Source organism: Agarivorans sp. Alg241-V36 (genome assembly GCF_900537085.1).
GTDB lineage: Bacteria > Pseudomonadota > Gammaproteobacteria > Enterobacterales > Celerinatantimonadaceae > Agarivorans.
On sequence record NZ_UNRE01000010.1, the window covers coordinates 121,357 to 144,478 of the forward strand.

Genomic DNA, 23,122 nt, shown 5'->3' on the forward strand with positions numbered 1-23,122 from the left:
AATGAGTATTGTTTTACGCAAAGTTAATCATTTTTACGGCGAACAACAGGCATTAAAAGATGTCAGCATTGAAGTGAGTGATAATCAAATTGTGGCACTGCTGGGCCCATCGGGTTGCGGTAAAACCACACTATTACGCCTCATCGCTGGATTGGAGCGACTGCAAAGTGGTGAGCTGTATTTGCAAGACAGTTTGGTTGCTGCGCCCCAGCAAGCGATTCACTTAGCGCCGGAGCAACGCGCTATTGGCATGATGTTCCAAGACTATGCCTTGTTCCCCCATATGAGTGTGCGTAAAAATATTGAGTATGGTTTACGTAAACAACAAGATCTCGCTACGCGACGTGGTTGGATAGAAGAAAGCTTAGACAACATGGGCATGCAAGGCTTATTAGAGCGCTTTCCTCACACCTTATCGGGCGGCCAGCAGCAACGTGTAGCATTGCTTCGTGCTTTAGCGCCAGAGCCGAGCACTTTGCTACTCGATGAACCTTTCTCCGCACTTGATGAGCATCTTCGCCAGCAAGTGCGGGAAGAAACTCTTGATGTGCTTAAGAAAACCAATACTCCTGCGGTCATGGTGACGCATGATCCACTAGAAGCAATGTTTATTGCCGACAAAATCGTGGTGATGGAAAAGGGTGAAATTGTGCAAAATGCCAGTCCTCAAGAAATTTACAATAATCCTAAGAACGCTTTTGTTGCCGCTCTATTTGGACCAAGTAATCGTTTCGAAACGGATGTTGAAGACAATAAAGTTCACACACCCTTAGGGCAATTCACAGCGAATGGTGTGGATGTTCAGCAAAGGGCTGAGATCATTGTGCGCGCTAAAGACATCGTTGTGCATCAGCTAGAAAACAGCGATCAAATCGAAGCAACGGTGATATCGGTGCACGCTATGGGCAATGAAACTCACTTTAGATTACAACTAAACAGCATGCCTGAGCGGGTTATTCATGCGCGAATGCGCGATCATTGGCAGGCGAGTGCTGGCACCAAAGTATGGTTGTCGGTGAATGGAGATGCTGCATTTGTCTTCCCTAAAGCCTCGCTTTAGGGAAGCATAAAGGTAGGGCTTAGTTAGCCTACTTCAAAGAGTTCTTTCACTGATTGGAAGACATCGGCGATATCTACTTGGCGAGTAGGGGTGATGAAGATGGTGTCATCGCCTGCAATGGTGCCAAGAATACCTTCTGCTTTACCTAAAGAGTCTAACAAACGCGCTATCAGTTGAGCGGCGCCTGGGCTGGTGTGGATTACGATGAGTGCGTCATTGAAATCCATTTCTAATACCAAGATCTTTAGTTGGCTAGAAACGGTTGGAACCCCTAATTCAGCAGGTAAGCAGTAAACCATTTCCATTTTTGCATTGCGGGTACGCACTGCACCAAACTTACTTAGCATGCGTGACACTTTCGATTGATTAATGTTTTCGAAACCTTGCTCTTGCAGGGCGGTCACTATTTCGGCTTGTGAGCCAAATCGTTCTTCTTTTAACAGTGATTTAAAGGCTTTTATTAACTGTTCTTGTTTATCGCTATATTTCATCGGTGGTCCGAGCTTATAAATCCGTCGCCATTGTCGCCAACTTTTTACTCTAATTCAACTTTATTCTAGTTTTATGCATATAAATGCATACTTCGACACAGAATTATTATTGCATTTAATAACAATTAGTTGTGAGCTTTTGCTAAGCTGAATTATGATAGCCCCATCCGACTCGATGAGTAGTTGATTATGTGGATTAAACTTTTCATTCTTCTTCCCGTTTTAATCTTTGGCTCAGCCTTTGCTGATGAAAAGCCTTTGCGAATTGTAACCGAAGCCTCTTATCCGCCGTTCGAAGCCTTTGATGAGCAAAAGCAGCTGGTTGGTTTTGACATTGAGTTAGCCAAAGCGATATGCCTGCAGATAAATAGAGAGTGCGAGTTTTATCATCAACCCTTTGATAGCCTGCTCACTAGCGTGGCGGCAGGGCATTACAACTTAGCCATTTCTGCCCTAGATATCACTGAGCAGCGTAAACAGTTGGTTAATTTTAGTGATGCTTATTTTGATAACATGGCGGTGTATATTACTGGCTCGAAGCAAGAGATCGCCGATAGCGCTGTAGTGGCGGTACAAAGCGGTTCTAGCTTTATGCGCTTTTTGCGTGAACAACGACCCGATATCTTGTCGATTGCCTATCCAAGTTACCAGTTAGCCTTAAACGATTTAGAGCAAAGTAAAATAGATGCGGTGTTTTTGGATGCTGCGGCTGCTCACTATTGGTTGGCCAATCACCCCAACTTTGTTACGCAAGCTGATAAAAGCTATCCTGCCAGTGGTTTAGGAATGGCTGTTTCCAAGCAAGACGAAGACCTGCTGAGTCAAATCAACCATGCGCTTAAAGTGTTAAAAAGTAATGGTACTTACCAAACAATATATCAGTCCTTTTTTAACTGACAAACACTGTTAGACCAAGGTCTTAAGCCATATTATTAAAGTGTGATTGAGGCAGCCTTTTTCTGTTTTAAACTTGCTTTAAAAATGTTGCTAAATTGTATTTCGAGGCGGATTCCGTTATCTTGTCAGCTGTCTTTATAGACATCCCCTCTACAACTACAAAAAAGCATGGAGAAGTTTGATGAAAGTTGCCGTATTAGGTGCTGCAGGCGGAATTGGCCAAGCCCTTTCATTACTATTAAAAACCCAGTTACCCGCTGGTTCTGAACTTTCGCTTTACGACATCGCTCCAGTAACACCAGGTGTTGCTGTAGATTTGAGCCACATCCCTACACAAGTGGCCATTAAAGGATTTGCGGGCGAAGACCCTAGCCCGGCCCTAGAAGGTGCCGACATTGTTCTTATTTCTGCTGGTGTGGCGCGTAAGCCAGGTATGGATCGTTCAGATCTGTTCAACATCAATGCAGGTATCGTTAAAAACCTTATCGAAAAAGTTGCTGTTACTTGCCCTAAAGCCTGTATCGGCATTATCACTAACCCAGTAAATACCACTGTGCCAATTGCTGCAGAAGTATTGAAAAACGCTGGCGTATACGATCCTGCTAAACTGTTTGGTGTTACTACGCTTGACGTAATTCGCTCTGAAACCTTTATAGCTGAAGCAAAAGGTTTAAACCCAGCTGACATTAACTTAAACGTTATTGGTGGCCACAGTGGCGTAACTATTTTGCCATTGTTATCACAGCTAGACGGTATTTCATTCACCGACGAAGAGATTGCAGCTATGACCACGCGCATTCAAAACGCCGGTACTGAAGTTGTTGAAGCCAAAGCTGGTGGCGGTAGCGCTACGCTTTCTATGGGTCAAGCAGCAGCGCGCTTCTGTTTATCTCTAGTGAAAGCGGCTCAAGGCGAAGACGTGATTGAATGTGCCTACGTTGATGGCGGCAGCGAACATGCTAAGTTCTTTGCTCAACCAGTGCGTTTAGGTCCTCAAGGTGTTGCTGAAATCCTACCTTACGGTGAGATTAGCGCATTTGAAAAAGGTGCCATTGACGGCATGTTAGACACCTTACACGGTGACATCGATAAAGGTGTAGAATTTGTTTAATCACATATTCTAAATCTTAGTAAGGAGTGCAAGGCACTCCTTTTTTGTGTCTGCTTGTCGCTGCAACGCTGTTTGTCGTAAACGTAACTCTTACCTTAGCTACAATAAATTGAATACTAAGCATCGTAATGTCGCTATTTTCTTACAACTATGAACCGCTTAGTTCTAGCCTGGTAAATGTGGCTTTAGTTTTTTAGCGAAGTGCCGATAGCTTTAGTGTTAAGACGATAGGAACGGCTATGAATAAGCAGATAATTTCACTACTTCTTGCTGCAGGGATCAGTTCAGCAGCTTTTGCAGAATCTATTGACGCCTTGTCAGTGGATGATGAGTTAGATGCGCCTGCTGAGCAAGCCGAGCCCGTAGCCATAGACCCAACAGAATATACCAGTCCCTCAGATATTGAAGCGGTTCAGCTCTACAGACAAGACGAGCTCATTACTTGGATCAACAACAATCAACACCTTGCTCGGGTGAAAGCAGACGATTGTCAGTTGGTCGAAGATATTGAGGCGCGCGCGGAAAAAGTGGCGATCCCTGCCTACCAATTTTTATGGGGGGATATGCTGGCATGGGGAGTGTGTATAGACTCCAACCCAGAGCTTGGCGTTATGTATATGTGGCGCGCGGCTAACCAAGGTTTAGCAGCAGCTATGGAGCAACTAGGCCGCTATTACGCTACAGGCACTTTAGTGCAACAAGACTACGCCAAAGCCATTCCATTATTGCGTGAGGCGGCAGGCCAAGGCTTCTTGCCCGCTCAATTGCGTCTTGTATCCCTTTATGTGGAAGGCAAGGGCAGTCCCTACGATTACGAAGATGCCTATCGTTGGTTGCATCACTCCATTATCGCCGACAAACAAACTCACCAAAAAGCCAGCCAGCTGTTAGCTGCACTGGCGAACAAAATGCCAGATTATGTAGTGGTTAAAGCTAAAGCCAGCAACCAACCCTACTAAAGCCTCGCGCAAAGCATTAACATAGAGCTATTCTGAAGGTTAAGACCTTCAATCGCTCAACTAAGTAGGTTAGTTAATGCAAAATCAGGCTGTGTCGGCCACACTAAAATCGACCTTGCTCGCCGCCTTAAGCGAAGAAATGGCGCCCGTGTCTAAAGACTGGCTTAAAGCGCTTTGTAATGAACAGCAACAAAGCCAGTTTTCTACAAGCCTTGCTGAATTACTCGATGAAGGTGCCATAGTCACAACCCGGATTGGGGCTTACACTTTGCCCGAGCGCTTAGGTTTAGTCACCGGAACCATTATTGGCCACCGAGATGGTTTTGGTTTCTTAAAAACCACCCAAGAAGGCACCGATTTATTCCTGCCCGCTAAAGAGATGCGCAAGGTTTTCCACAATGATTTTGTATTGGCTGCGCCCTCTAGCATGGACAAGCGTGGCCGCCGAGAAGGTCAAGTCATTCGGGTATTAAAGCCGGGCAAGCTCGAATTGGTTGGTCGCTTTTTTGTAGAAGGCAATCACCGCTATGTAGTGCCAGATGATTCTCGAATCAATCAAGACATCCTGATTGGTAAAAATGACACAGCCGGCGCTCGCCAAGGTCAAGTGGTGGTTATTGAAGTCATTAGCCGTCCTGCTGTGCCGAAACTTGCAGTAGGTAAAGTGACCGATATTCTTGGCGAGAAAATGGCGCCAGGCATGGAAGTGCAAGTGGCTCTGCGAAATCACGATATCCCGCACGAATGGCCAAATGCGGTGACTAAAGCGGTAAGCAAACTCGAAGAAGAAGTGGATGAAGCGTCTAAGCAAAACCGCGTCGATTTGCGTGATTTGCCATTAGTCACCATTGATGGTGAAGATGCTCGAGATTTTGATGATGCAGTTTTTTGTGAAGCAAAAAAATCTGGAGGCTGGCGCTTATGGGTAGCCATTGCTGATGTGTCTTATTATGTGCGTCCAGACGCTGCATTAGATAAAGAAGCCCTTAACCGGGGTAACTCGGTGTACTTCCCCGACCAAGTTATTCCTATGTTGCCCGAGCAGCTGTCTAACGGCTTATGTTCGCTTAATCCTAAAGTTGATCGTTTGTGTATGGTTGCCGAGATGACTATCTCTGCAGCTGGGCGCTTATCGGGTTATAAGTTTTATGAAGCGGTCATGCATTCACATGCGCGCTTTACCTACAATAAAGTGGCAGCGATCCTTGATGGTGATGAAGCGCTAGCACAGCGCTACTCTGAGCAAGTTCCGCACTTGCAAGAGCTGCATCGTTTATACAGTGCCTTAAAAGTGAGCCGCGCGCAGCGAGGCGGCATTGAGCTAGAAACTCAAGAAACCCGCTTTATCTTTAATGCCCAGCGTAAAATTGAGCAGATTGTTCCGCTTACTCGCAATGATGCACACAAAATGATTGAAGAGTGCATGATTCAAGCAAACGTGGCAGCCGCCAAATTTGTTGAAAAACATCAACAAGCGATTTTATATAGGGTGCACGATCGTCCAGGCAAAGAGCGTTTAACTAACTTTAGAGGCTTTTTGAATGAGTTAGGTCTGCCTTTAGGTGGAGGCGAAGAGCCGCAACCTAGCGACTACTTCAAACTGGTAGAGGCGATTCAAGAACGGCCTGATCTCGAGCTGATTCAAACCATGCTATTACGCTCGATGATGCAGGCGGTGTATCAGCCCGACAATATTGGTCACTTTGGTTTGGCGCTTAAATCTTACGCGCACTTCACTTCGCCAATTCGTCGTTATCCTGATTTATTGCTCCACCGAGTGATTAAGTTTTTAGTGAACAAGCTTGAAGCCGAAGCTGCTGGCAAAACCGTTAAAAACAAATGGACGGTCACTGGTGGCTTCTCTTATCAAGATGATGAAATGGATAAGTTTGGTGAAGTGTGTTCAATGACCGAACGCCGCGCCGATGACGCCACTCGCGAAGTATCTGACAGCCTTAAATGTGAATATATGCAAGATCACGTGGGTACGGTGCTGCCTGCCACTATTGCAGCGGTAACTGGTTTTGGCTTTTTTGCCCGCTTAGATGAGTTTCACATCGACGGCTTAGTGCATATCAACTCTTTACGTGGCGACTATTATCATTATGATGCAGCTCGCCAAGTGCTGGTGGGTGAAAAAACCGGCAAGCGCTTTAGAATTGGAGATGCTGTTACGGTTAAAGTGGCCTCGGTGAATATGGCCGACCGTAAAATGGAATTTGTGATTGTTAATAAAGACGGTCAAGCGGATGAGTTCGATAGGCCAGAGCGACGTGGTAAAGATGGCGCTCGTGGTAAGCGTTTTGCTAAGCCTGGCGAAGAGCGTGAAGCAGGCAAGCGTAGCGATAAAAAGAAACCTCGCCATAGAGATAGCAAGAATAAAGGTAAACGCCGTAAACCGAGCTCTGCGAGTGACAGTACCAAACAAGCTGAGAGCGAAAATAAAGGTGGTTTTAGCCCATGGCAGCAACGAGACCCCGCTGCTAAAAAGGCTAAATCAAATAATGAGGCCAGTGCTAAAACGCGCAAAAAGCCTAAAAAGAAACGCAAGCAACGCCCTGGAAAACAAGAGCGTAACGCTGCTAAACAACAGAAGAATTAAACATGAGCCAACAAGTTATTTATGGTTTGCACGCAGTGCAAGCTTTGTTAGAGCGAAGCCCTGAGCGAATTATCGAAGTTTACGCCTTGAAAGGGCGTCAAGATGACCGCTTGTTGCCCCTGCTTAATGAACTTCGCCGTTTAGGCGCGTCGGTGCAGTTTATGCCACGCAAGGCCTTAGATGACAAAGCGGAGAGCTCTCAGCACCAAGGTATTGTCGCAAGGGTGAAAGCTGGTCGTGGTTATAATGAAAACGACCTAAAACAGTTAGTAGAATCAAGTAATGCGCCTTTGTTCTTGGTATTGGATGGCGTGACCGACCCACATAACTTAGGTGCGTGTTTACGAAATGCGGATGCCGCGGGTGTCGCTGGAGTGATTGTCCCAAAAGATAAATCGGTGCAGTTAAATGCTACGGTGCGAAAAGTGGCCTGTGGTGCGGCCGAAACCGTCCCGCTGGTAGTCGTAACCAACCTTGCAAGAACTTTGCGTGAGCTGCAACAGCTTGGCGTTTGGGTGGTAGGCACTGCCGGCGAAGCCGAACAATTTATTTACGACAGCAAGTTGCAAGGCCCAATGGCGTTGGTAATGGGCGCCGAAGGTAGCGGTATGCGCCGCTTAACTCGCGAAACCTGTGATGAGTTGGTGAAGTTGCCAATGCTAGGTGCGGTGTCGAGTTTAAATGTATCGGTAGCCGCCGGAATATGTTTGTTTGAAGCGGTTCGCCAGCGTCGTTAACCCGCAATTTTGCCCAGAAAAAACACTGCCTTATTAGCCTCTGAGTGGAATATCATTCAGAGGCTTTATTTTAGCTTGATTAAATTCTCGCCTTCACATAAAATCAGCGCCCCTAAAACAGCCATTTTACTTTTAGTTCCTTGCCTCTTCGGTTCGGCTGTACCATGAACGAGGCTATAACCCGTAGGGAGCAATCATGCGTCATTACGAAATCGTATTCATGGTCCACCCAGACCAGAGCGAACAAGTTCCAGGTATGATCGAGCGTTACTCAGCAGTTATCACAGATAACGGCGGTAGCATTCATCGTTTGGAAGACTGGGGCCGCCGTCAATTGGCTTACCCAATCGAAAAATTGCACAAAGCCCACTATGTTCTTTTGAACATCGAAGCTAGCGCAGAAGTTGTTGATGAATTGGAAACTGCTTTCCGTTTCAACGATGCTGTTATCCGTAACATGATCATGCGCACTAAGTCTGCTGCTACAGAGATGTCTCCAATTGCTAAAGCTAAAGATGAGCGTCCAGCTCGTCGTGATGATGAGCGTCCAGCTCGTCGTGAAGAAGCTGCTCCAGCAACTGAAGAAGCACCAGCAGTAGAAGCTAAAGAAGAGTCAGCTAGCGAAGAATAAGACGTATGTCTGAAAATAGATTGGTTTTGCAGGGGCGAGTTTTACGCGCACCAAAACGCTCTACCAGTCCGGCCGGTGTTGCACATTGCCAATTTTGGCTGGAGCATCGTTCGCAGCAACAAGAAGCTGGATTTTCTCGCCAAGCCTATTGCCAAATAGCAGTAGTTGCCAGTGGCGATATTTTGAAGCAAGATTCATCGCATATAAGTATGGGGTGTGAAGTAAGAGTAAGTGGCTTTATAAATAGCCACAAAGCGGCCAACGGCACATACCGATTGGTACTTCATGCTTCTGAAATTGATTTGTTATCACGAGGATAATGTTATGGCACGTTTTTTCCGTCGTCGTAAATTCTGCCGCTTTTCAGCGGAAGGTGTTGTTGAGATCGATTATAAAGATACAGCAACATTGAAAAACTACATCACTGAAAGTGGTAAAATTGTACCTAGTCGTATTACTGGTACAAGCGCTAAATACCAACGTCAACTTGCACGCGCTATTAAACGTGCTCGTTACCTGGCTCTATTGCCATACACTGATTTACATAAGTAAATCGGCGTTGCAACTAGCCTAACTCAATCGAATTAATCGAGGAAAGGTAATGGAAATTATTCTATTAGACAAAATCGCTAACTTAGGCGGTTTGGGCGATCAAGTTAATGTTAAAGCAGGTTACGCACGTAACTTCTTGATCCCACAAGGTAAAGCTGTTCCAGCAACTAAAGCTAACGTAGAAGTTTTTGAAGCTCGTCGTTCAGAATTAGAAGCTAAACTAGCTGAAACTTTGAAAGTATCTGAAGCTCGCGCTGAGAAACTAAACGCTCTAGAAGCGATTGTTGTTGAAGCTAAAGCTGGTGAAGAAGGTAAACTATTCGGTTCTATCGGTACTCGCGACATCGCTGATGTTGTAACTGCTGCTGGTGTTGAAGTAGTTAAATCTGAAGTTCGCCTACCTAACGGTGTACTACGTAACACTGGTGAAGTTGAAGTTGTAATTCAAGTTCACACAGACGTAAGTGCTACTGTTACTCTACAAGTTGTTGCTGCTGAATAATTTCAGTTTAATAGCTTGAAAAAAACCGCGCCTAGGCGCGGTTTTTTTGTATATTGACTATGATTTTAAAGGATTTTGAAAGATAGTTGAGACAAATCCGGTTTTGACTATAAGTAATTACTTGTCGCAGATTATGCAACTTGAACAAGGAGAGTCAGTGTGCGTTTATTTTTGGTTTTAGCGACCGCCTTCATCAGTTTTTTTTCCCATGCCAACGATAATTGGTCAGATATCGAAAAGCAGGCCAAGGGGCAAACCGTTTATTTTAATGCTTGGGCTGGCGCCGATAATATTAATGCCTATATTCGTTGGGCCGGAGAGCAAGTTAAACAGCGTTACGGCGTTGAACTTGAGCATGTAAAAATTACCGATACCGCCAATGTGGTTAGCCGTATTCTGGCAGAAAAAGTGAGCGGGCGAACCAATGGTGGCAGTGTTGATCTGGTTTGGGTTAACGGCGAGAATTTCCGCGCCTTAAAAGAGGCCAAATTGCTATATGGGCCATTTAGCCAGTACTTGCCTAATTTAGCACTTACCGATGCCAATAACCCGGCCTTACTGTATGACTTCACCATTCCTGTTGAAGGTTATGAATCGCCTTGGGGCGGTGCTCAGCTTACTTTCTATTATGATGGTGCTCGTATCAAACAAGCGCCAGCGTCGATGCAAGCCTTGCTTGAGTACTTGCAACAAAGCCCTGGTTTATTTAGTTACCCAGCGCCGCCAAGCTTTTACGGAACCACCTTTGTAAAACAAGCCTTGTTTGAAACTATTGATGATACCGAGCAGCTTTATCAGCCAGTAAATAAGCAAACTTTCGATAAGGTGACCAGTAAGCTTTGGGCATATTTGGATCAGTTACATCCTTTAATGTGGCGCCGTGGTCAAAGCTTTCCTAGCGGCAGTGGCCAAATGCAGCAACTGTTGAATGACGGCGAGTTGAGCATTGCGTTTAGCTTCAATCCTAACGACCCAGCTGCCGCTATTGAGCAAGGTTTGTTACCAGATTCGGTACGTAGTTATGTGCATCAAGTGGGTACTGTTGGTAATACCCACTTTTTAGCGATTCCCTTTAATAGCGATGCCAGCGCCGGAGCCATGGTAGTGGCTAACTTCTTGTTATCGCCAGAAGCGCAAGCACGTAAAGCCGATTTAACTTACTGGGGTGACCCCTCGGTATTGGCCTTAGCAAAACTCAGTGACGAACAGCAGCAGTTTTTTGCTGGGCAACAAAATCAAGCTAGCTTAAGTGCTGAAGACCGCGCCAAAGTATTGGGCGAACCTCATGCTACTTGGGTGGCATTATTGGAAGCAGAATGGTTGCGTCGCTATAGTCGATGAGTGAGCTTTCCAAAAAGGCAGTAGTGTTATTCCCAGTAGTGACTTGCGCACTACTGATGCTGCCTTTGCTGTTTGGTTTTATTGATACCGTACTACCTGCTTTTGGCTACTTTCCTATTGCTTCACGGGAACAGTTCAGTTTAAGTATTTGGCAGCAGCTATTTAGTTACTCTTCACTGTGGCAATCTTTACTACTGACGATTTTTACTGGCTGGGCTGCGGCTTTATTGTCATTGGTCTCAGCGCTTTGGTTGATAATGCATTGCTACCAGAGTCGTTGGTGGCAGTTTCTTGAGAAAACCCTGGCGCCGTTTTTAGCCATACCCCATGCTGCAATGGCCATTGCTTTGTTGTTTTTGCTAGCGCCAAGCGGCTGGTTAATACGCTTAGTTTCACCCTGGCTCAGCGGTTTTAACTACCCTCCTTTATGGCAAACCACGCAAGACAGTTGGGGCTTAAGCCTAATACTTGCGCTGTGGGTAAAAGAACTACCATTCATGTTGCTGGTATTGATGTCGGCTTGCTCCCAGCTGCCTGTAAAACGCAGCTTAGCGCTTGGCCAAAGCTTCGCTTACTCAAACCAGCAAGTATGGAAAGACATCCTATTTCCGCAGCTAATCAAACGTATTCGTTTGCCGTTTTTTACAGTATTGGCTTTCTCGCTTACCGTGGTTGATGTGGCGCAAATTATCGGTCCCAGTAAGCCAGTGACATTAGCGTTACTGGTTTGGCAGTGGTTTAGCGATAGCAATATAGACATGCGCCTAGTAGGAGCGGCTGGTTCTTTGCTATTGCTAGCCGTTGTACTGTTAAGTGTGGCTTTGTGTATTGGCTTAGAAAAGCTCTATCTTACTAGGCGCTTGAGTAAGGCTATGCGCGGTATCCGTAAAGCGCCTCGCAGCCCTATATTAGCGCGTAGCGTATTAGTGGCCTTGGTGCTTAGCTTAGTGTTGAGCCTACTGGTAATCCTTATATGGTCGATTACTTGGCGATGGCGCTTTCCTGATGCATTACCCGCAGAGTGGAGCTTACATTACTGGCAACAAGCGGGCAGCTATTTGTTGCAGCCTTTAGTTAATAGTTTGAGCATCGCTTTGGTCTCAGCTGCGATTAGTTTGGTATTAGTGCTTGGCTGCTTGGAATATCAACTTAAGCAGGCTCGCCCTTCGCGTTGGTGGTCATTGATGATGTACTTGCCGCTGTTACTACCTCAAGTGGTGTTTTTATTTGGGGTGCAAGTGCAGCTGTTTAAGTACCGCTTAGACGGCAATCTCATCACAGTTATTTGGGCCCACCTAATATTTGTTTTGCCCTATGTTTATTTGTCTCTGGCTGGCAGTTATCGCGCTTTTGATAAGCGTTATATGCAAGCAGCGGTGAGCTTATCGCATAGCTACTGGCGTAGTTTTATCTCAGTGAAGTTGCCTATGTTAACTCGCCCGATAGGTTTGGCTTTCGCGATTGGCTTTGCCGTTAGTATTGCTCAATACCTGCCCACTTTGTTTGTGGGTGCCGGTAGGGTTAGCACTCTAACCACCGAGGCGGTGGCACTGGCTTCTGGCGGCGATAGGCGAGTGACCGCAGTAATGGTGATATGGCAAACCATGCTGCCATTGCTGGTGTATAGTGCCGCTATTGCCTGGCCTAAGTGGCGGTACCGGCATTTTAGAGGAATGCACAGTTAATGTTAAAAATTGAAAATTTTAGTTTAGCCCTAGCTAAGCAAAACCTATTAAGCAATCTTACTATGTCGGTAGGGGCAGGCGAAATTGTCACTATTATGGGGCCAAGTGGTTGCGGAAAATCCAGCCTTTTAGCGGCTATTGCCGGCACCTTAGATGAAGGATTCACTTGTTCGGGAAGCATTAGCTTAGCGGGGAAGTCTTTGTTAGATATGCCGCAATCGCAGCGCCAAGTGGGAATTTTGTTTCAAGATGATTTATTGTTTCCGCATTTTAATGTAGCGCAGAACCTGCAATATGGTTTAGTACAGTCTAAGCAGCCTCAAGCGAAGCAAGTTATTGAACAGGCGCTAGCTGATGCTGGAATGCCAGGTTATCAGCAGCGCGATATCGCCAGTTTATCCGGCGGCCAGCGGGCGAGGGTGAGTGTATTGCGCAGCTTGTTGGCCGAGCCTAAATTGATATTGCTCGATGAACCTTTTAGTAAGTTAGATAAACCCTTGCGTAAACAGTTTCGTCAGTTTGTTCGAGATAAAATTGAAGAGCTAGCCATCCCCGCCATTTTGGTTACTCACGATGCTGAAGACTGTTTACAGGCACCGCCTATTTCGTTTTTTTCCTAGTTGGAGGAGTGCTGTAATAAGCTGTTGCTGTTGAGTTTTATTTGATAAGCTTAAATTTCCTGAGGCTTTATTGTGTGGAGCGAAAGCGTCAGGACTCGAATAGAGATCCCCAATAACAATAAAGAGGATGAAGATGAACAAATTGATTATTGCACTGGCATTGTCACTCCCATTTGTTGCATCAACCGCAACGGCGGCTCCAGCTAAAGCACCTTTGTGTGCCGCTTGTCATGGAGCTAATGGAATGGCTACGATTCCGGGCTACCCGCATTTAGCTGGCCAAAATGAACAATACCTAGTGTCTTCGCTAAAAGCTTACCGCGATAAGCAACGCAACGGTGGTCAGGCTGCTGTAATGCAGGGCCAAGCCGCTGGTTTAAGTGATGCCGAAATTGCAGAGTTAGCTGCCTACTTCGCTAAGATGTAAGCTGTCGTTTATTGCAATAAGCCAGCCCTGAGCTGGCTTTTTAGTTTCTAAATCTGAGATAAATGTTACTTGGTGTGACCGCATAATTGCCGCATAATAGGCGCCAGAAACAAACAACCGCAATGAAAGATTATGGCAGCCAGCGCGCCCTCTCGTAAGTTTAAAGATAAAGACAAAAAGCCTAGAGATTCTCAGATCGATCAGCTTAAAGTTCCTCCTCATTCTTTGGAGGCAGAGCAGGCGGTATTAGGCGGTTTAATGCTCGATAACAATGCTTGGGACAATGTGTCTGAGCTGGTGGTTGAGCAAGATTTCTATCAACGTGCCCACCAATATACTTTTTCGGCGATGCATCGCTTAGCGGAAAGCGGCCAACCCATCGATTTGGTGACGGTATCGGAAGAGTTAGAGCGCCAAGAGCAGCTAGATGATATTGGTGGCTTTGCCTATTTGGGGGAAATTGCCAAAAACACCCCTAGTGCTGCCAATATTCGTGCTTATGCTGAAATCGTACGCGAACGTGCAGTAACTCGCGAGTTGATTGCAGTGGCTAATGAAATAGCCGATAGTTGCTACGAGCCCGCAGGGCGAAAAAGTAGTGACTTGCTGGACTTTGCCGAGAGTAAAGTATTTAAAATTGCCGAGTCTCGCGCTAACGCCAACGAAGGCCCCAAAGAAGTAAAAGGTTTGCTGGCTGCAACCATTGATAAAATTGAAGAGTTGTACAAAGCGCCTAACGATGGTGTTACCGGTGTATCTACCGGTTTTGCCGACTTAGACAAGAAAACGGCAGGCCTACAAGGTTCAGATCTTATTATTGTTGCCGCTCGTCCGTCGATGGGTAAAACCACCTTTGCGATGAACTTGTGTGAATACGCAGCAATGACCCAAGATAAACCGGCTCTGATTTTCAGTTTGGAGATGCCCTCTGAGCAAATCATGATGCGTATGTTGGCCTCTCTCGGTCGAATTGATCAAACTAAGATCAGAACCGGCGCCTTAGATGATGATGATTGGGCTCGCTTATCTTCCACCATGGGCCTCATGGCCGAAAAATCTAAAATGTATGTCGATGATTCTTCTGGCTTAACCCCCACCGAAGTTCGCTCTCGGGCGCGCCGTGTAGCGCGCGAAGAAGGCGGGCTTAGCATGATCATGATTGATTACTTGCAGTTAATGCAAGTGCCAGGCTTAAGTGAAAACCGTACCTTAGAAATTGCCGAAATTTCCCGCTCGCTTAAATCATTAGCGAAAGAGCTTAACGTACCGGTTGTGGCTCTTTCTCAGCTTAACCGTAGTTTGGAGCAGCGCGCAGATAAACGCCCGGTAAACTCCGACTTACGTGAATCGGGCTCTATTGAGCAGGATGCCGACCTAATTATGTTTATCTACCGTGATGAAGTATATAACGAAGGCACCGACAACAAAGGCCTTGCAGAAATCATTATTGGTAAGCAACGTAACGGTCCTATTGGCCGTGTTCCACTTACCTTCCAAGGTCAGTTTTCTCGCTTTGATAACTGGGCGGGTGAATTCTATGATGACGAATAAAACCTAATGGAAATTGCCAACGCGCACGTTTCATTATCAGCCTTAAAACATAACTACGCAGTATTAAAGCAGCGGGCGCCAAGCAGCAAGATTTTGGTGGTAATTAAGGCTAATGCTTATGGCCATGGTATGTTGCAAGTGGCCGAAGCTTTGACTGAACTTGCCGATGGTTTTGCGGTGGCTCGAAGTAAAGAGGCGATTGCGCTGCGTAAGGCTGGCATAGATTCACACATTCTGGTGCTTGAAGGCTTTTTTGATGGGGCAGAAGCGCAAGCCTTAGCGAAGTATAATGTGGCCACGGTGATTCATAGTGAGCAGCAGTTGGAAGTGGTAGAAGATCTGTCCTTAGCACGAGCTTTAGACACTTGGATCAAACTTGATACTGGCATGCATCGTTTGGGCTTACTGCCAAAGCAGTTTACATCGCTGTTGCCGCGCATTCGAGCTTGCCAGAATATTCAATCACCGTTCAAATTAATTAGTCACTTTGCCTGCGCCGATGAAGTGGAGCAACCCTTAACTCCTCAGCAAATTACTGCATTTAATGACTTAAGCAAAGAGCTCGATGTTGAATGCTCGCTAGCTAACTCCGCCGGTATATTACTTTGGCCAGAAGCTCATGCCCATTGGAATCGTCCTGGGATCTCCATTTACGGTATTTCTCCTCAAGTAGATAATAGCGGTGTTGATTTTGGTTTGATTCCTGCGATGACTTTACAGACCAACCTGATTGCAGTGCGCGAACATCCAAAAGGTGAGTCGGTAGGCTATGGCGCTACTTGGCAAGCCGAGCGAGATACCCGTTTAGGTGTGGTGGCCATGGGCTACGGCGATGGCTATCCCCGCAGCGCGCCTAACGGCACTCCTGTTTGGTTAAATGGCCGATTGGTGCCGCTGGTGGGGCGGGTGTCTATGGATATGTTGTGTGTTGATCTTGGCCCAGATTGTAAAGATAAGGTAGGCGACAAGGTGATACTTTGGGGACCTGAGCTGCCAGTAGAAACCATTGCCAAGGCAGTAGGCACTATTGCTTATGAGTTAGTCACCAAACTGACATCAAGAGTTCGCATAACTTACACAAACTAGTATTTACAAGTTCATCAAATTAGGCTATTAATTGGGTGCTGAATTGTTAATCTACATTTTGATAGTTTTAACCTATCAAACTAATTGATTAGATCAATTCGTCAATTCGACAATTTTAGCGCATTATTTATAGCGAAATTGATAACCTAATTTAACAAGGAATACGAAATGAGTGTATTAGTTGGTCGTCCTGCTCCAGACTTTACTGCCGCTGCTGTTCTAGGTAACGGTGAAATTGTTGATGCCTTTACGTTAAGTGAGCACATCAAAGGTAAAGCTGCGGTAGTATTCTTCTACCCACTAGATTTTACTTTTGTTTGTCCTTCTGAGTTGATCGCTTTTGATCACCGTTTCCAAGATTTCCAAGACAAAGGCGTTGAAGTAATCGGTGTATCTATCGATTCTCAGTTCTCTCACAACGCATGGCGTAACACTGCTATTGAAGATGGCGGTATCGGCCAAGTTAAATACCCACTTGTAGCAGATGTTAAACACGAAATCTGTCAAGCTTACGATGTAGAGCATCCAGAAGCTGGTGTTGCTTTCCGTGGTTCTTTCCTAATCGACACTAACGGTGTTGTTCGTCACCAAGTAGTGAACGACCTACCTTTAGGCCGTAACATTGACGAAATGCTACGTATGGTTGACGCATTAAACTTCCACGAGAAGCACGGCGAAGTATGTCCTGCACAATGGGAAGAAGGTAAAGAAGGTATGGACGCAAGCCCTGAAGGTGTTGCTAAGTACTTATCTGCTAACGCTGAAGGCCTATAATAAGCAGCTAGTTAGCTAGAAAGTAAAAAGCCCGCAATAGCGGGCTTTTTTGTATCAGTGGTAAAGGCTAGATATTTTCGAAGCAAATCTCGATGGTGGCGTGACCATGAATTGAGGTGAAAGGAATTAACACCTTAGGCCCCTCGGTTTTGTGGGTAATAGTATGAGATGGACCTGATACTACTACGGGTGTGGCCATATCAAAATCGTAGCCATCTTCGGCTAGCAAGCGCTTAGCGCCACCCGTTACCATGTTGGTAATTTCACCCACCATATCGGTGACTTCTTCGTTAATGGATTCTGGGGCTTCACCTAGCATGCGGCGCATAATTTCAATAGCCAAACCCTTATCAAAACTAATTGATAGAGAGCCTTTAGTTTGTGGGCCAACCATACCAATTAGTCCAGAAACATCACCGCGGGCAATTTCATCTTTTTTAAGCCCAGGCTTACCTGGTTTAAGCTCAAGTTGAGCCATGGTTTCGAGCACGTTTAAAAGAGACTTTAGAAAAGGGTTAACAAAATTTACGTCCATAGCGACCGATAACTTCCTACTGTGGGTGAATTTGGTCAAATTTAAATCAAGCGCTTAAACAGGCTAATGACCAAAGCCACAAAAACTATTGAGAATTAATATAAGAATCGCACGAGATCCGATGAGCTGCAACTATTAGTCATATTTTTAAGAAGTGTTTCACTGATTCGTTGTGAGTTAGTTGATATTCTCATTTTTGTCTTTGTAGCTTTCGGCCTATTTATAGTTGTTAGGGATTATCGTCGCAAAAAGCCTAAAAATATAATAGCGGCTGCCGCTGGTTCTCCAGGCTGCTAGCTCAAAGGTTCGCTGTAAGTTATTACACAGTGCCCAAGCTCCCCCTTCCTTATACAAATCTCTCCTATGTTTTTTAAACACCTTTAAGCGCCCGTAAAAAATGTATTGCCAGCGGCCAGACTCGTTACCTTGGTTGGCTCGGCGAAACCATACTAATGGTTTCGCAATAAACTTATAGCGATGACCTCTAGCAAGTAGAGTGAGGAATAAATCATAGTCTTCAGCAATAACCTTAGAATCGAAGCCTTTAGCCTCAATGAAGTCTTTTCGTTTAACTAACCAACTTGAGGGTACGATATGCGAATCGACTAGGCTATCACTCATACTAAGATAAAGTGGCTTAGCATCGCAGGTTTCAACGGCTTCACCTTCTTGTGAGAAGATATTGGTAGCACAGTGGCAACCAGAGAGTTCGGGTTCGCTCTCCATTATCTCTTGTTGAAGTGCAAGCTTGTGTTTATCCCAATAATCATCAGCATCTAAAAATGCGATGAACTCACCTTTTGCGGTTTTAACACCGTTGTTTCTAGCTGCGGCTATTCCCAGGTTACTAGAGTGGTCGACAATAGTAGCCACCGAGCTAAATTGCTCTAGGTATTCTCGCGCTTCCTTAGTGGAGCCATCGTTCACAATGATTAATTCTAGGGCGGGCAGAGTTTGCTTCATTACAGAGTTCACTGCTTGGGAAATAAACTGCTGATTATTAAAATATGGGATCACCACCGAGGTTTTGGTTTCCATTCTTTCTTCCTTGAAAGTTTTATCGCAAAAGTCAGGTTGTATTCACTTGTTGCTATTTTCTACAGATGCCAGACTAGCAGTTAAGGCTAGTTGAGCAAGTGACTTGAGATAAGTTTATCGGTGATGCCGATGTGGAGTTTGAAAGCATATGCCCAACAGGCCCTACTTATTGCATGGTTACCTACAAGGAAGTGAAATGAAGAAACTAATCGCTGCGGCTTTGCTTTTAACTCTTTTTGAGGGGGCTGTTTATGCTGCTGCGGAGATAAACCATGATGAAATGTTTGTGCTCAACTTTGAAGGGCCTGACTATTTGCGCACTATTCGTTATACCGAGCCTTTTCGCGAAGGCGACGAATGGAATATGGGCTCAGTGGTACTTGATAAAACCGTATACCACAATGGCTGGATAACGGTATTTGATGGTGAATTGGAGTTGCGAAAACAAGCGCATGGTAAGGTTTTGGTTTACCCGAGCGCTGAGCAGTTTGCAGCAAACAATTGGTCTATTTCACTCACTATTCATCCTGATTTAAGTGGTTCTTTTATCGATAAAAGTGGGGCAGAGGTGCATGAGTTTGTGGGAGATTTTGCCAGACTTCCGGAACCCCAAAAGGACAGCTCAATTAATGGCTATTCTAATTGGCAGTTGGCTTTTAGTATTACGCCTAAGCAAGGCGTTTATTCGGTTAATGGAAAGCAGCGTTATGAAGGCCAAGTTGTTGGCAGTGCCAGCTGGTTAGCCGAGTGGGTTAAAGCTGGCGAGTTTCAATTTGTACTTGAATAAGCAAAGCTTAAATAGAGCAAAGGATTCCCCCGACAATATTAGTCAATACCCGCTCAACCGTAGTATAATTGCTGGCTGAGTTAATTGAACTCGAATAATTATAAGCATTTGATAACGGCTAGCTTAAATAAGCGTAGCTATAAAATTTAGTGCTTTGATCTTGCAGCTTTTTATTATTATGTTGAATCCATGACCCAAGTTTCACCTTTCCAAGCTCATCGTTTTTCCGTAGCTCCAATGCTTGATTGGACCGACCGACACTGTCGTTACTTCCACCGTTTGATGAGCAAGAACATTCTGCTTTATACAGAAATGGTGACTACAGGCGCTATCTTACATGGCAAAGGCGACTATTTAGGCTTCTCTGAGCAAGAGCACCCACTTGCTTTGCAATTGGGGGGCTCTAATCCGCTGGAATTAGCTGAATGCGCCAAACGTGCTGAAGATTTGGGGTATGACGAAGTAAACCTAAATGTAGGCTGCCCATCTGATAGAGTTCAAAATGGTCGTTTTGGCGCTTGTTTGATGGCAGAGCCAGAGCTGGTGGCTGAATGTGTTAGCAAAATGCAGCAACAAGTTAAGATACCGGTGACGGTTAAAACGCGAATTGGTATCGATGAGCAAGATAGCTATCAGTTTCTAAAGGACTTTATTGAGTCGGTTGCTGAGGCAGGCTGCGAAACCTTTATTATTCATGCGCGTAAAGCTTGGTTGTCTGGCCTTAGCCCCAAACAGAATCGCGATATTCCTCCGCTAGACTACACAAGGGCTTATCAAGTAAAAGCCGATTATCCGCAGCTCACCATTAGCGTAAATGGGGGAATAGCTAGCTTGGAACAAGTGCAGGAGCATTTAAAGCATCTTGATGGGGTTATGTTAGGTCGAGAGGTTTATCAAAACCCTTACCTACTGGCAGAGGTGGATCAACAGATCTTTGACGATCCGCAGCAAACCTTAAGCCGCCATCAAGTGGCTGAGCTAATGCTGCCATACATTGAAAATCATTTAGCACAAGGCGGCCGTTTACAACATATTAGCCGCCACATGCTGGGCTTGTTTCAAGGTTGCGTGGGAGCCCGTGCTTGGCGTAGGCACTTAAGTGAAAATGCCCATAAGAACGGCGCTGGCATTGAGGTGATGAAAGCTGCAATGGCGCTGGTTCCAGAGCATCAAGAAGCCTAGTTATTGTTACTTCCTTTATTTAGTTAAGGCCGCTTTATGCGGCCTTATTATTATCTGGCACAGCCCTTGCTATCACTACCTGCGAAGAGTCAGCTTTTTGTCAGGAGTGCAAAACAATGGAATTTTTAGGACGTTTAATCGCCCGCTGGGGCATATTAGACATTTTTATGGCGTGGGTACTTACTGCCAGTGGAATGTTACTGCTTATTCCCAAGCAGTGGTTGCCTGAAGCAGGCTTAAACGCGCAACTGAGTATGGTATTAACCATTAGTTGTGTCGCGGGTTTGGCTTATTTTCTTAGCCGCAGTTTGTTGTTGATGGTGACTAGTATCACGGGCACTGTTCAGCATCGTCGTGAATTGCAAAGACTCGCTTCGATGATCTCGTGTTTGGATCATTCAGAGCGTGCAATTTTGCGCGAGTTTATTATTACTCGCCGCAGCGTATTAAGTCTGCCTTTAAAAGAACCTGCCGTAGCAAACTTAATGGAAAATGGTGTGTTAAAACCAATGAATGAGCAACATGTTCATGAGCAACGAAGCAACGTGGATATGATGATCAATTTAGCGGCTCGGCCATTACTGAGTTATAAAGCCTTGGGTTTACCGGTTGGTAAGTTAAACGAGGAGCAAATTGAGCATTTAAAATCAATTCGTCCTCGCTTTTTACAGCCAGATTACAAAGCAAATCGTACTCACTCTGGGAAACTATTTAGGATCCGCGCTGGTGATACAGAAAGCCAGACTGCGGCCTAAGTTAACTAGTGCGCTGTTTTAAGTAACCCGCGTAATCGGGTACATCTACCGAAAACTCCTGATTAAAGTGGCGGCTGGCTAAGATAAATTCAGCCGTCGCTTGGTTGGTGGCCATAGGTATATTCCATACCGCTGCCAAGCGCAGTAGCGCTTTTACATCAGGGTCATGAGGAACCGCATCAAGTGGATCCCAGAAGAAGATCATTAAATCTATTTTACCTTCCGCAATCATCGCGCCTAATTGTTGGTCACCACCCATAGGACCACTTAATAAGGCTTCTACTTCAAAACCCTGCTGTGACAATAGTGTTCCGGTGGTGCCGGTACCAAATAGTTGATGCTTCACTAAATCTTCGCGATGATTTTTCGCCCAGTTTATTAATGCCGTTTTCTTATGGTCGTGGGCGACCAATGCAATACGTTTGCGAACGTTCATAGTGCGGGTAGTTGTATTCATGTTACCTCTTAAATACGATTAGTTTGAAAGCGTTTACTGCAGATTATGTTACTGTTTGTACTTACTATTAGCTAGCAACAGCCAGCAGATAATCAAGGTGGGATAACAAAAACGTGTGCGGTAGCGTAATGATTGGCGGTGAATATGAAATACGACAAGCCATAGGCGTGGATTCGTTATTTTTAGATTTTGGCGAAACTAAGCAGTATAGGCCTAGTGAGTCATTACCAGCTCTAATTGTTGAGCAAAATGCTTTACGTTGTAAGCCTTTTACCTGGGGAGTAAAACATCCTCATCATTCCCAGCTTATTATTAACGCTCGAGCAGAAACCGCCGCGGATAAACCTATGTTTAAAGACGCTTGGAAAACACAGCGTTGTTTACTGCCGGTAAAAGCTTGGCACGAATGGCGTAATCAAGAGCGTTTTGAGTTCAGCCTTGAGCATCAAAATTTGTTGTTGCTGGGAGGTTTATACCTGCAAACTAACGCAGAGCAGAAGCATTTGGTGGTACTTACTCAAACTGCTGCCAGTGATTTACAGCAATATCATCATCGCATGCCTTTATTGTTCGAGCTTAAACAAGGTTTGAGCTGGCTCAGTGGTGAGCATTGTGACTATAAGGCGGAGCAGTTTCATTATCATGTGTCGAGCAATAGCCCGCAGCTAGGTTTGTTTTAGTGACAAGTATTTTTATCGCATCAGATCTCTAGGAGTGATTAATGATTTACATTTTTGGTTATGGCAGTTTAATTGATGCAGATTGCAGACAGCGTACCTTTCCTGGTGAACATGCTTACGCTGCGCGCTTACATGGGTATCAACGTTATTGGAGTGGTTTAAAAAGTGCAGAAGATCGCTCGGCAGTGGTTATCACCCCAGATAACAAGGCCAGTGTGAATGGGGTATTGATTCCTTTTGATGAAAGCTTCTTGCCAGAGTTAGATAAACGCGAAGAAGATTATGACCGAGAATTGCTCGATGTTTCTCAGCTCGATCTCCTAGATGCTCTGCCACAAGCTGCAGTTAGAATTTATACTTATGTGGCTAAAGAGTATTGGCATCCACAGAGCAATAGCCCCATTCTGCAGTCTTATTTAGATGTGTGCTTGCGTGGGTGTTTGGCGGTAAACGAGCAATATGCTCGCGAGTTTTTGCTTTCAACCAATTATTGGGTAAGCCATTGGTTAGATGACCGCCATCAACCAATTTATCCAAGGGCTATAAATATGGATGCTTTAGCCTTAGAGCAAATAGATTCGATATTAAATGATATGGCGCATTTAGCAGACTACAAGCCGGCTGCACAAAGCTAAAAGCGCGGGCATAAAAAAAGGCGCCTA

Annotated in this window: 26 protein-coding genes; 22 read left to right on the plus strand and 4 right to left on the minus strand. The window is 45.2% G+C overall.

Annotated elements, in window-relative coordinates; all coding sequences use genetic code 11:
• Position 1 precedes the first annotated feature (1 nt).
• Complete coding sequence (locus tag G6R11_RS19895) at positions 2-1,060, plus strand: ABC transporter ATP-binding protein (RefSeq protein WP_163134780.1); 1,059 nt, start codon at positions 2-4, stop codon at positions 1,058-1,060.
• A gap of 23 nt (positions 1,061-1,083) precedes the next feature.
• Here the strand turns inward: G6R11_RS19895 and argR are convergent, their stop codons facing one another.
• Positions 1,084-1,551: a transcriptional regulator ArgR gene (gene argR, locus G6R11_RS19900; RefSeq protein WP_016400817.1), complete on the minus strand. Its 468-nt coding sequence runs from the start codon at positions 1,549-1,551 to the stop codon at positions 1,084-1,086.
• Between the two features lie 189 nt (positions 1,552-1,740).
• Between argR and G6R11_RS19905 the strand changes: the two genes are divergently transcribed.
• The 16 genes from G6R11_RS19905 (at position 1,741) to G6R11_RS19980 (ending at position 17,026) form a co-directional block, all read left to right on the plus strand.
• Positions 1,741-2,448, plus strand: a complete 708-nt coding sequence (locus G6R11_RS19905; RefSeq protein ID WP_163134781.1) for a transporter substrate-binding domain-containing protein — start codon at positions 1,741-1,743, stop codon at positions 2,446-2,448.
• Positions 2,449-2,629: 181 nt separating this feature from the next.
• The gene (gene mdh / locus G6R11_RS19910) at positions 2,630-3,559 is read left to right on the plus strand and encodes a malate dehydrogenase (protein WP_163134782.1); all 930 of its coding nucleotides are present in this window, start codon (positions 2,630-2,632) and stop codon (positions 3,557-3,559) included.
• 239 nt (positions 3,560-3,798) lie between these two features.
• The gene (locus G6R11_RS19915; protein ID WP_163134783.1) at positions 3,799-4,518 is read left to right on the plus strand and encodes a tetratricopeptide repeat protein; all 720 of its coding nucleotides are present in this window, start codon (positions 3,799-3,801) and stop codon (positions 4,516-4,518) included.
• 76 nt (positions 4,519-4,594) lie between these two features.
• Positions 4,595-7,120 carry a ribonuclease R gene (gene rnr / locus G6R11_RS19920; RefSeq protein ID WP_163134784.1) on the plus strand — a complete coding sequence of 842 codons (2,526 nt, stop codon included), beginning with the start codon at positions 4,595-4,597 and terminating at the stop codon, positions 7,118-7,120.
• Between the two features lie 2 nt (positions 7,121-7,122).
• On the plus strand, positions 7,123-7,857 hold the full coding sequence (rlmB, locus tag G6R11_RS19925) for a 23S rRNA (guanosine(2251)-2'-O)-methyltransferase RlmB (protein WP_163134785.1): 735 nt from the start codon (positions 7,123-7,125) through the stop codon (positions 7,855-7,857).
• A 196-nt stretch (positions 7,858-8,053) separates the two neighbouring features.
• Entirely contained in the window at positions 8,054-8,488 is a 435-nt protein-coding gene (rpsF, locus tag G6R11_RS19930) for a 30S ribosomal protein S6 (RefSeq protein ID WP_163134786.1), read from the plus strand.
• A gap of 5 nt (positions 8,489-8,493) precedes the next feature.
• The gene (priB, locus tag G6R11_RS19935) at positions 8,494-8,808 is read left to right on the plus strand and encodes a primosomal replication protein N (protein WP_163134787.1); all 315 of its coding nucleotides are present in this window, start codon (positions 8,494-8,496) and stop codon (positions 8,806-8,808) included.
• Positions 8,809-8,812: 4 nt separating this feature from the next.
• Positions 8,813-9,040, plus strand: coding sequence for a 30S ribosomal protein S18 (rpsR, locus tag G6R11_RS19940; RefSeq protein WP_016400825.1), 228 nt, complete (start codon positions 8,813-8,815; stop codon positions 9,038-9,040).
• A gap of 49 nt (positions 9,041-9,089) precedes the next feature.
• Complete coding sequence (gene rplI, locus G6R11_RS19945; protein WP_163134788.1) at positions 9,090-9,542, plus strand: 50S ribosomal protein L9; 453 nt, start codon at positions 9,090-9,092, stop codon at positions 9,540-9,542.
• A 159-nt stretch (positions 9,543-9,701) separates the two neighbouring features.
• Positions 9,702-10,883 carry an ABC transporter substrate-binding protein gene (locus tag G6R11_RS19950; protein WP_163134789.1) on the plus strand — a complete coding sequence of 394 codons (1,182 nt, stop codon included), beginning with the start codon at positions 9,702-9,704 and terminating at the stop codon, positions 10,881-10,883.
• On the plus strand, positions 10,880-12,568 hold the full coding sequence (locus tag G6R11_RS19955; protein WP_163134790.1) for an ABC transporter permease: 1,689 nt from the start codon (positions 10,880-10,882) through the stop codon (positions 12,566-12,568). Before G6R11_RS19950 ends, G6R11_RS19955 begins: the two co-directional genes overlap by 4 nt.
• Positions 12,568-13,188: an ATP-binding cassette domain-containing protein gene (locus G6R11_RS19960; RefSeq protein ID WP_163134791.1), complete on the plus strand. Its 621-nt coding sequence runs from the start codon at positions 12,568-12,570 to the stop codon at positions 13,186-13,188. Before G6R11_RS19955 ends, G6R11_RS19960 begins: the two co-directional genes overlap by 1 nt.
• 133 nt (positions 13,189-13,321) lie before the next feature.
• Positions 13,322-13,615, plus strand: coding sequence for a c-type cytochrome (locus G6R11_RS19965; protein WP_163134792.1), 294 nt, complete (start codon positions 13,322-13,324; stop codon positions 13,613-13,615).
• A gap of 132 nt (positions 13,616-13,747) precedes the next feature.
• Positions 13,748-15,166, plus strand: coding sequence for a replicative DNA helicase (gene dnaB / locus G6R11_RS19970; RefSeq protein ID WP_163134793.1), 1,419 nt, complete (start codon positions 13,748-13,750; stop codon positions 15,164-15,166).
• 6 nt (positions 15,167-15,172) lie between these two features.
• Positions 15,173-16,252, plus strand: coding sequence for an alanine racemase (gene alr, locus G6R11_RS19975; protein ID WP_163134794.1), 1,080 nt, complete (start codon positions 15,173-15,175; stop codon positions 16,250-16,252).
• A gap of 168 nt (positions 16,253-16,420) precedes the next feature.
• A complete protein-coding gene (locus tag G6R11_RS19980) occupies positions 16,421-17,026 on the plus strand; it encodes a peroxiredoxin C (protein ID WP_016400834.1) in 606 nt (201 codons plus the stop codon).
• A 67-nt stretch (positions 17,027-17,093) separates the two neighbouring features.
• Here G6R11_RS19980 and G6R11_RS19985 read toward each other — a convergent pair whose 3' ends face one another.
• A complete protein-coding gene (locus G6R11_RS19985; protein WP_016400835.1) occupies positions 17,094-17,561 on the minus strand; it encodes a chemotaxis protein CheX in 468 nt (155 codons plus the stop codon).
• 216 nt (positions 17,562-17,777) lie between these two features.
• A complete protein-coding gene (locus tag G6R11_RS19990) occupies positions 17,778-18,599 on the minus strand; it encodes a glycosyltransferase family 2 protein (protein WP_163134795.1) in 822 nt (273 codons plus the stop codon).
• A gap of 196 nt (positions 18,600-18,795) precedes the next feature.
• Between G6R11_RS19990 and G6R11_RS19995 the strand changes: the two genes are divergently transcribed.
• The 3 genes from G6R11_RS19995 (at position 18,796) to G6R11_RS20005 (ending at position 21,323) form a co-directional block, all read left to right on the plus strand.
• Complete coding sequence (locus G6R11_RS19995; protein WP_163134797.1) at positions 18,796-19,386, plus strand: hypothetical protein; 591 nt, start codon at positions 18,796-18,798, stop codon at positions 19,384-19,386.
• Between the two features lie 189 nt (positions 19,387-19,575).
• Positions 19,576-20,568, plus strand: coding sequence for a tRNA dihydrouridine(20/20a) synthase DusA (gene dusA / locus G6R11_RS20000; protein WP_163134799.1), 993 nt, complete (start codon positions 19,576-19,578; stop codon positions 20,566-20,568).
• Between the two features lie 116 nt (positions 20,569-20,684).
• A complete protein-coding gene (locus G6R11_RS20005; protein ID WP_163134801.1) occupies positions 20,685-21,323 on the plus strand; it encodes a super-infection exclusion protein B in 639 nt (212 codons plus the stop codon).
• A gap of 1 nt (position 21,324) precedes the next feature.
• On the opposite strand, the gene G6R11_RS20010 is transcribed toward G6R11_RS20005, so the two are convergent.
• The gene (locus tag G6R11_RS20010) at positions 21,325-21,780 is read right to left on the minus strand and encodes a methylglyoxal synthase (protein WP_163134803.1); all 456 of its coding nucleotides are present in this window, start codon (positions 21,778-21,780) and stop codon (positions 21,325-21,327) included.
• Between the two features lie 113 nt (positions 21,781-21,893).
• Between G6R11_RS20010 and G6R11_RS20015 the strand changes: the two genes are divergently transcribed.
• Positions 21,894-22,460, plus strand: a complete 567-nt coding sequence (locus tag G6R11_RS20015) for an SOS response-associated peptidase family protein (RefSeq protein WP_163134805.1) — start codon at positions 21,894-21,896, stop codon at positions 22,458-22,460.
• A gap of 41 nt (positions 22,461-22,501) precedes the next feature.
• The gene (locus G6R11_RS20020) at positions 22,502-23,095 is read left to right on the plus strand and encodes a gamma-glutamylcyclotransferase family protein (RefSeq protein ID WP_163134807.1); all 594 of its coding nucleotides are present in this window, start codon (positions 22,502-22,504) and stop codon (positions 23,093-23,095) included.
• Positions 23,096-23,122: the final 27 nt, after the last annotated feature.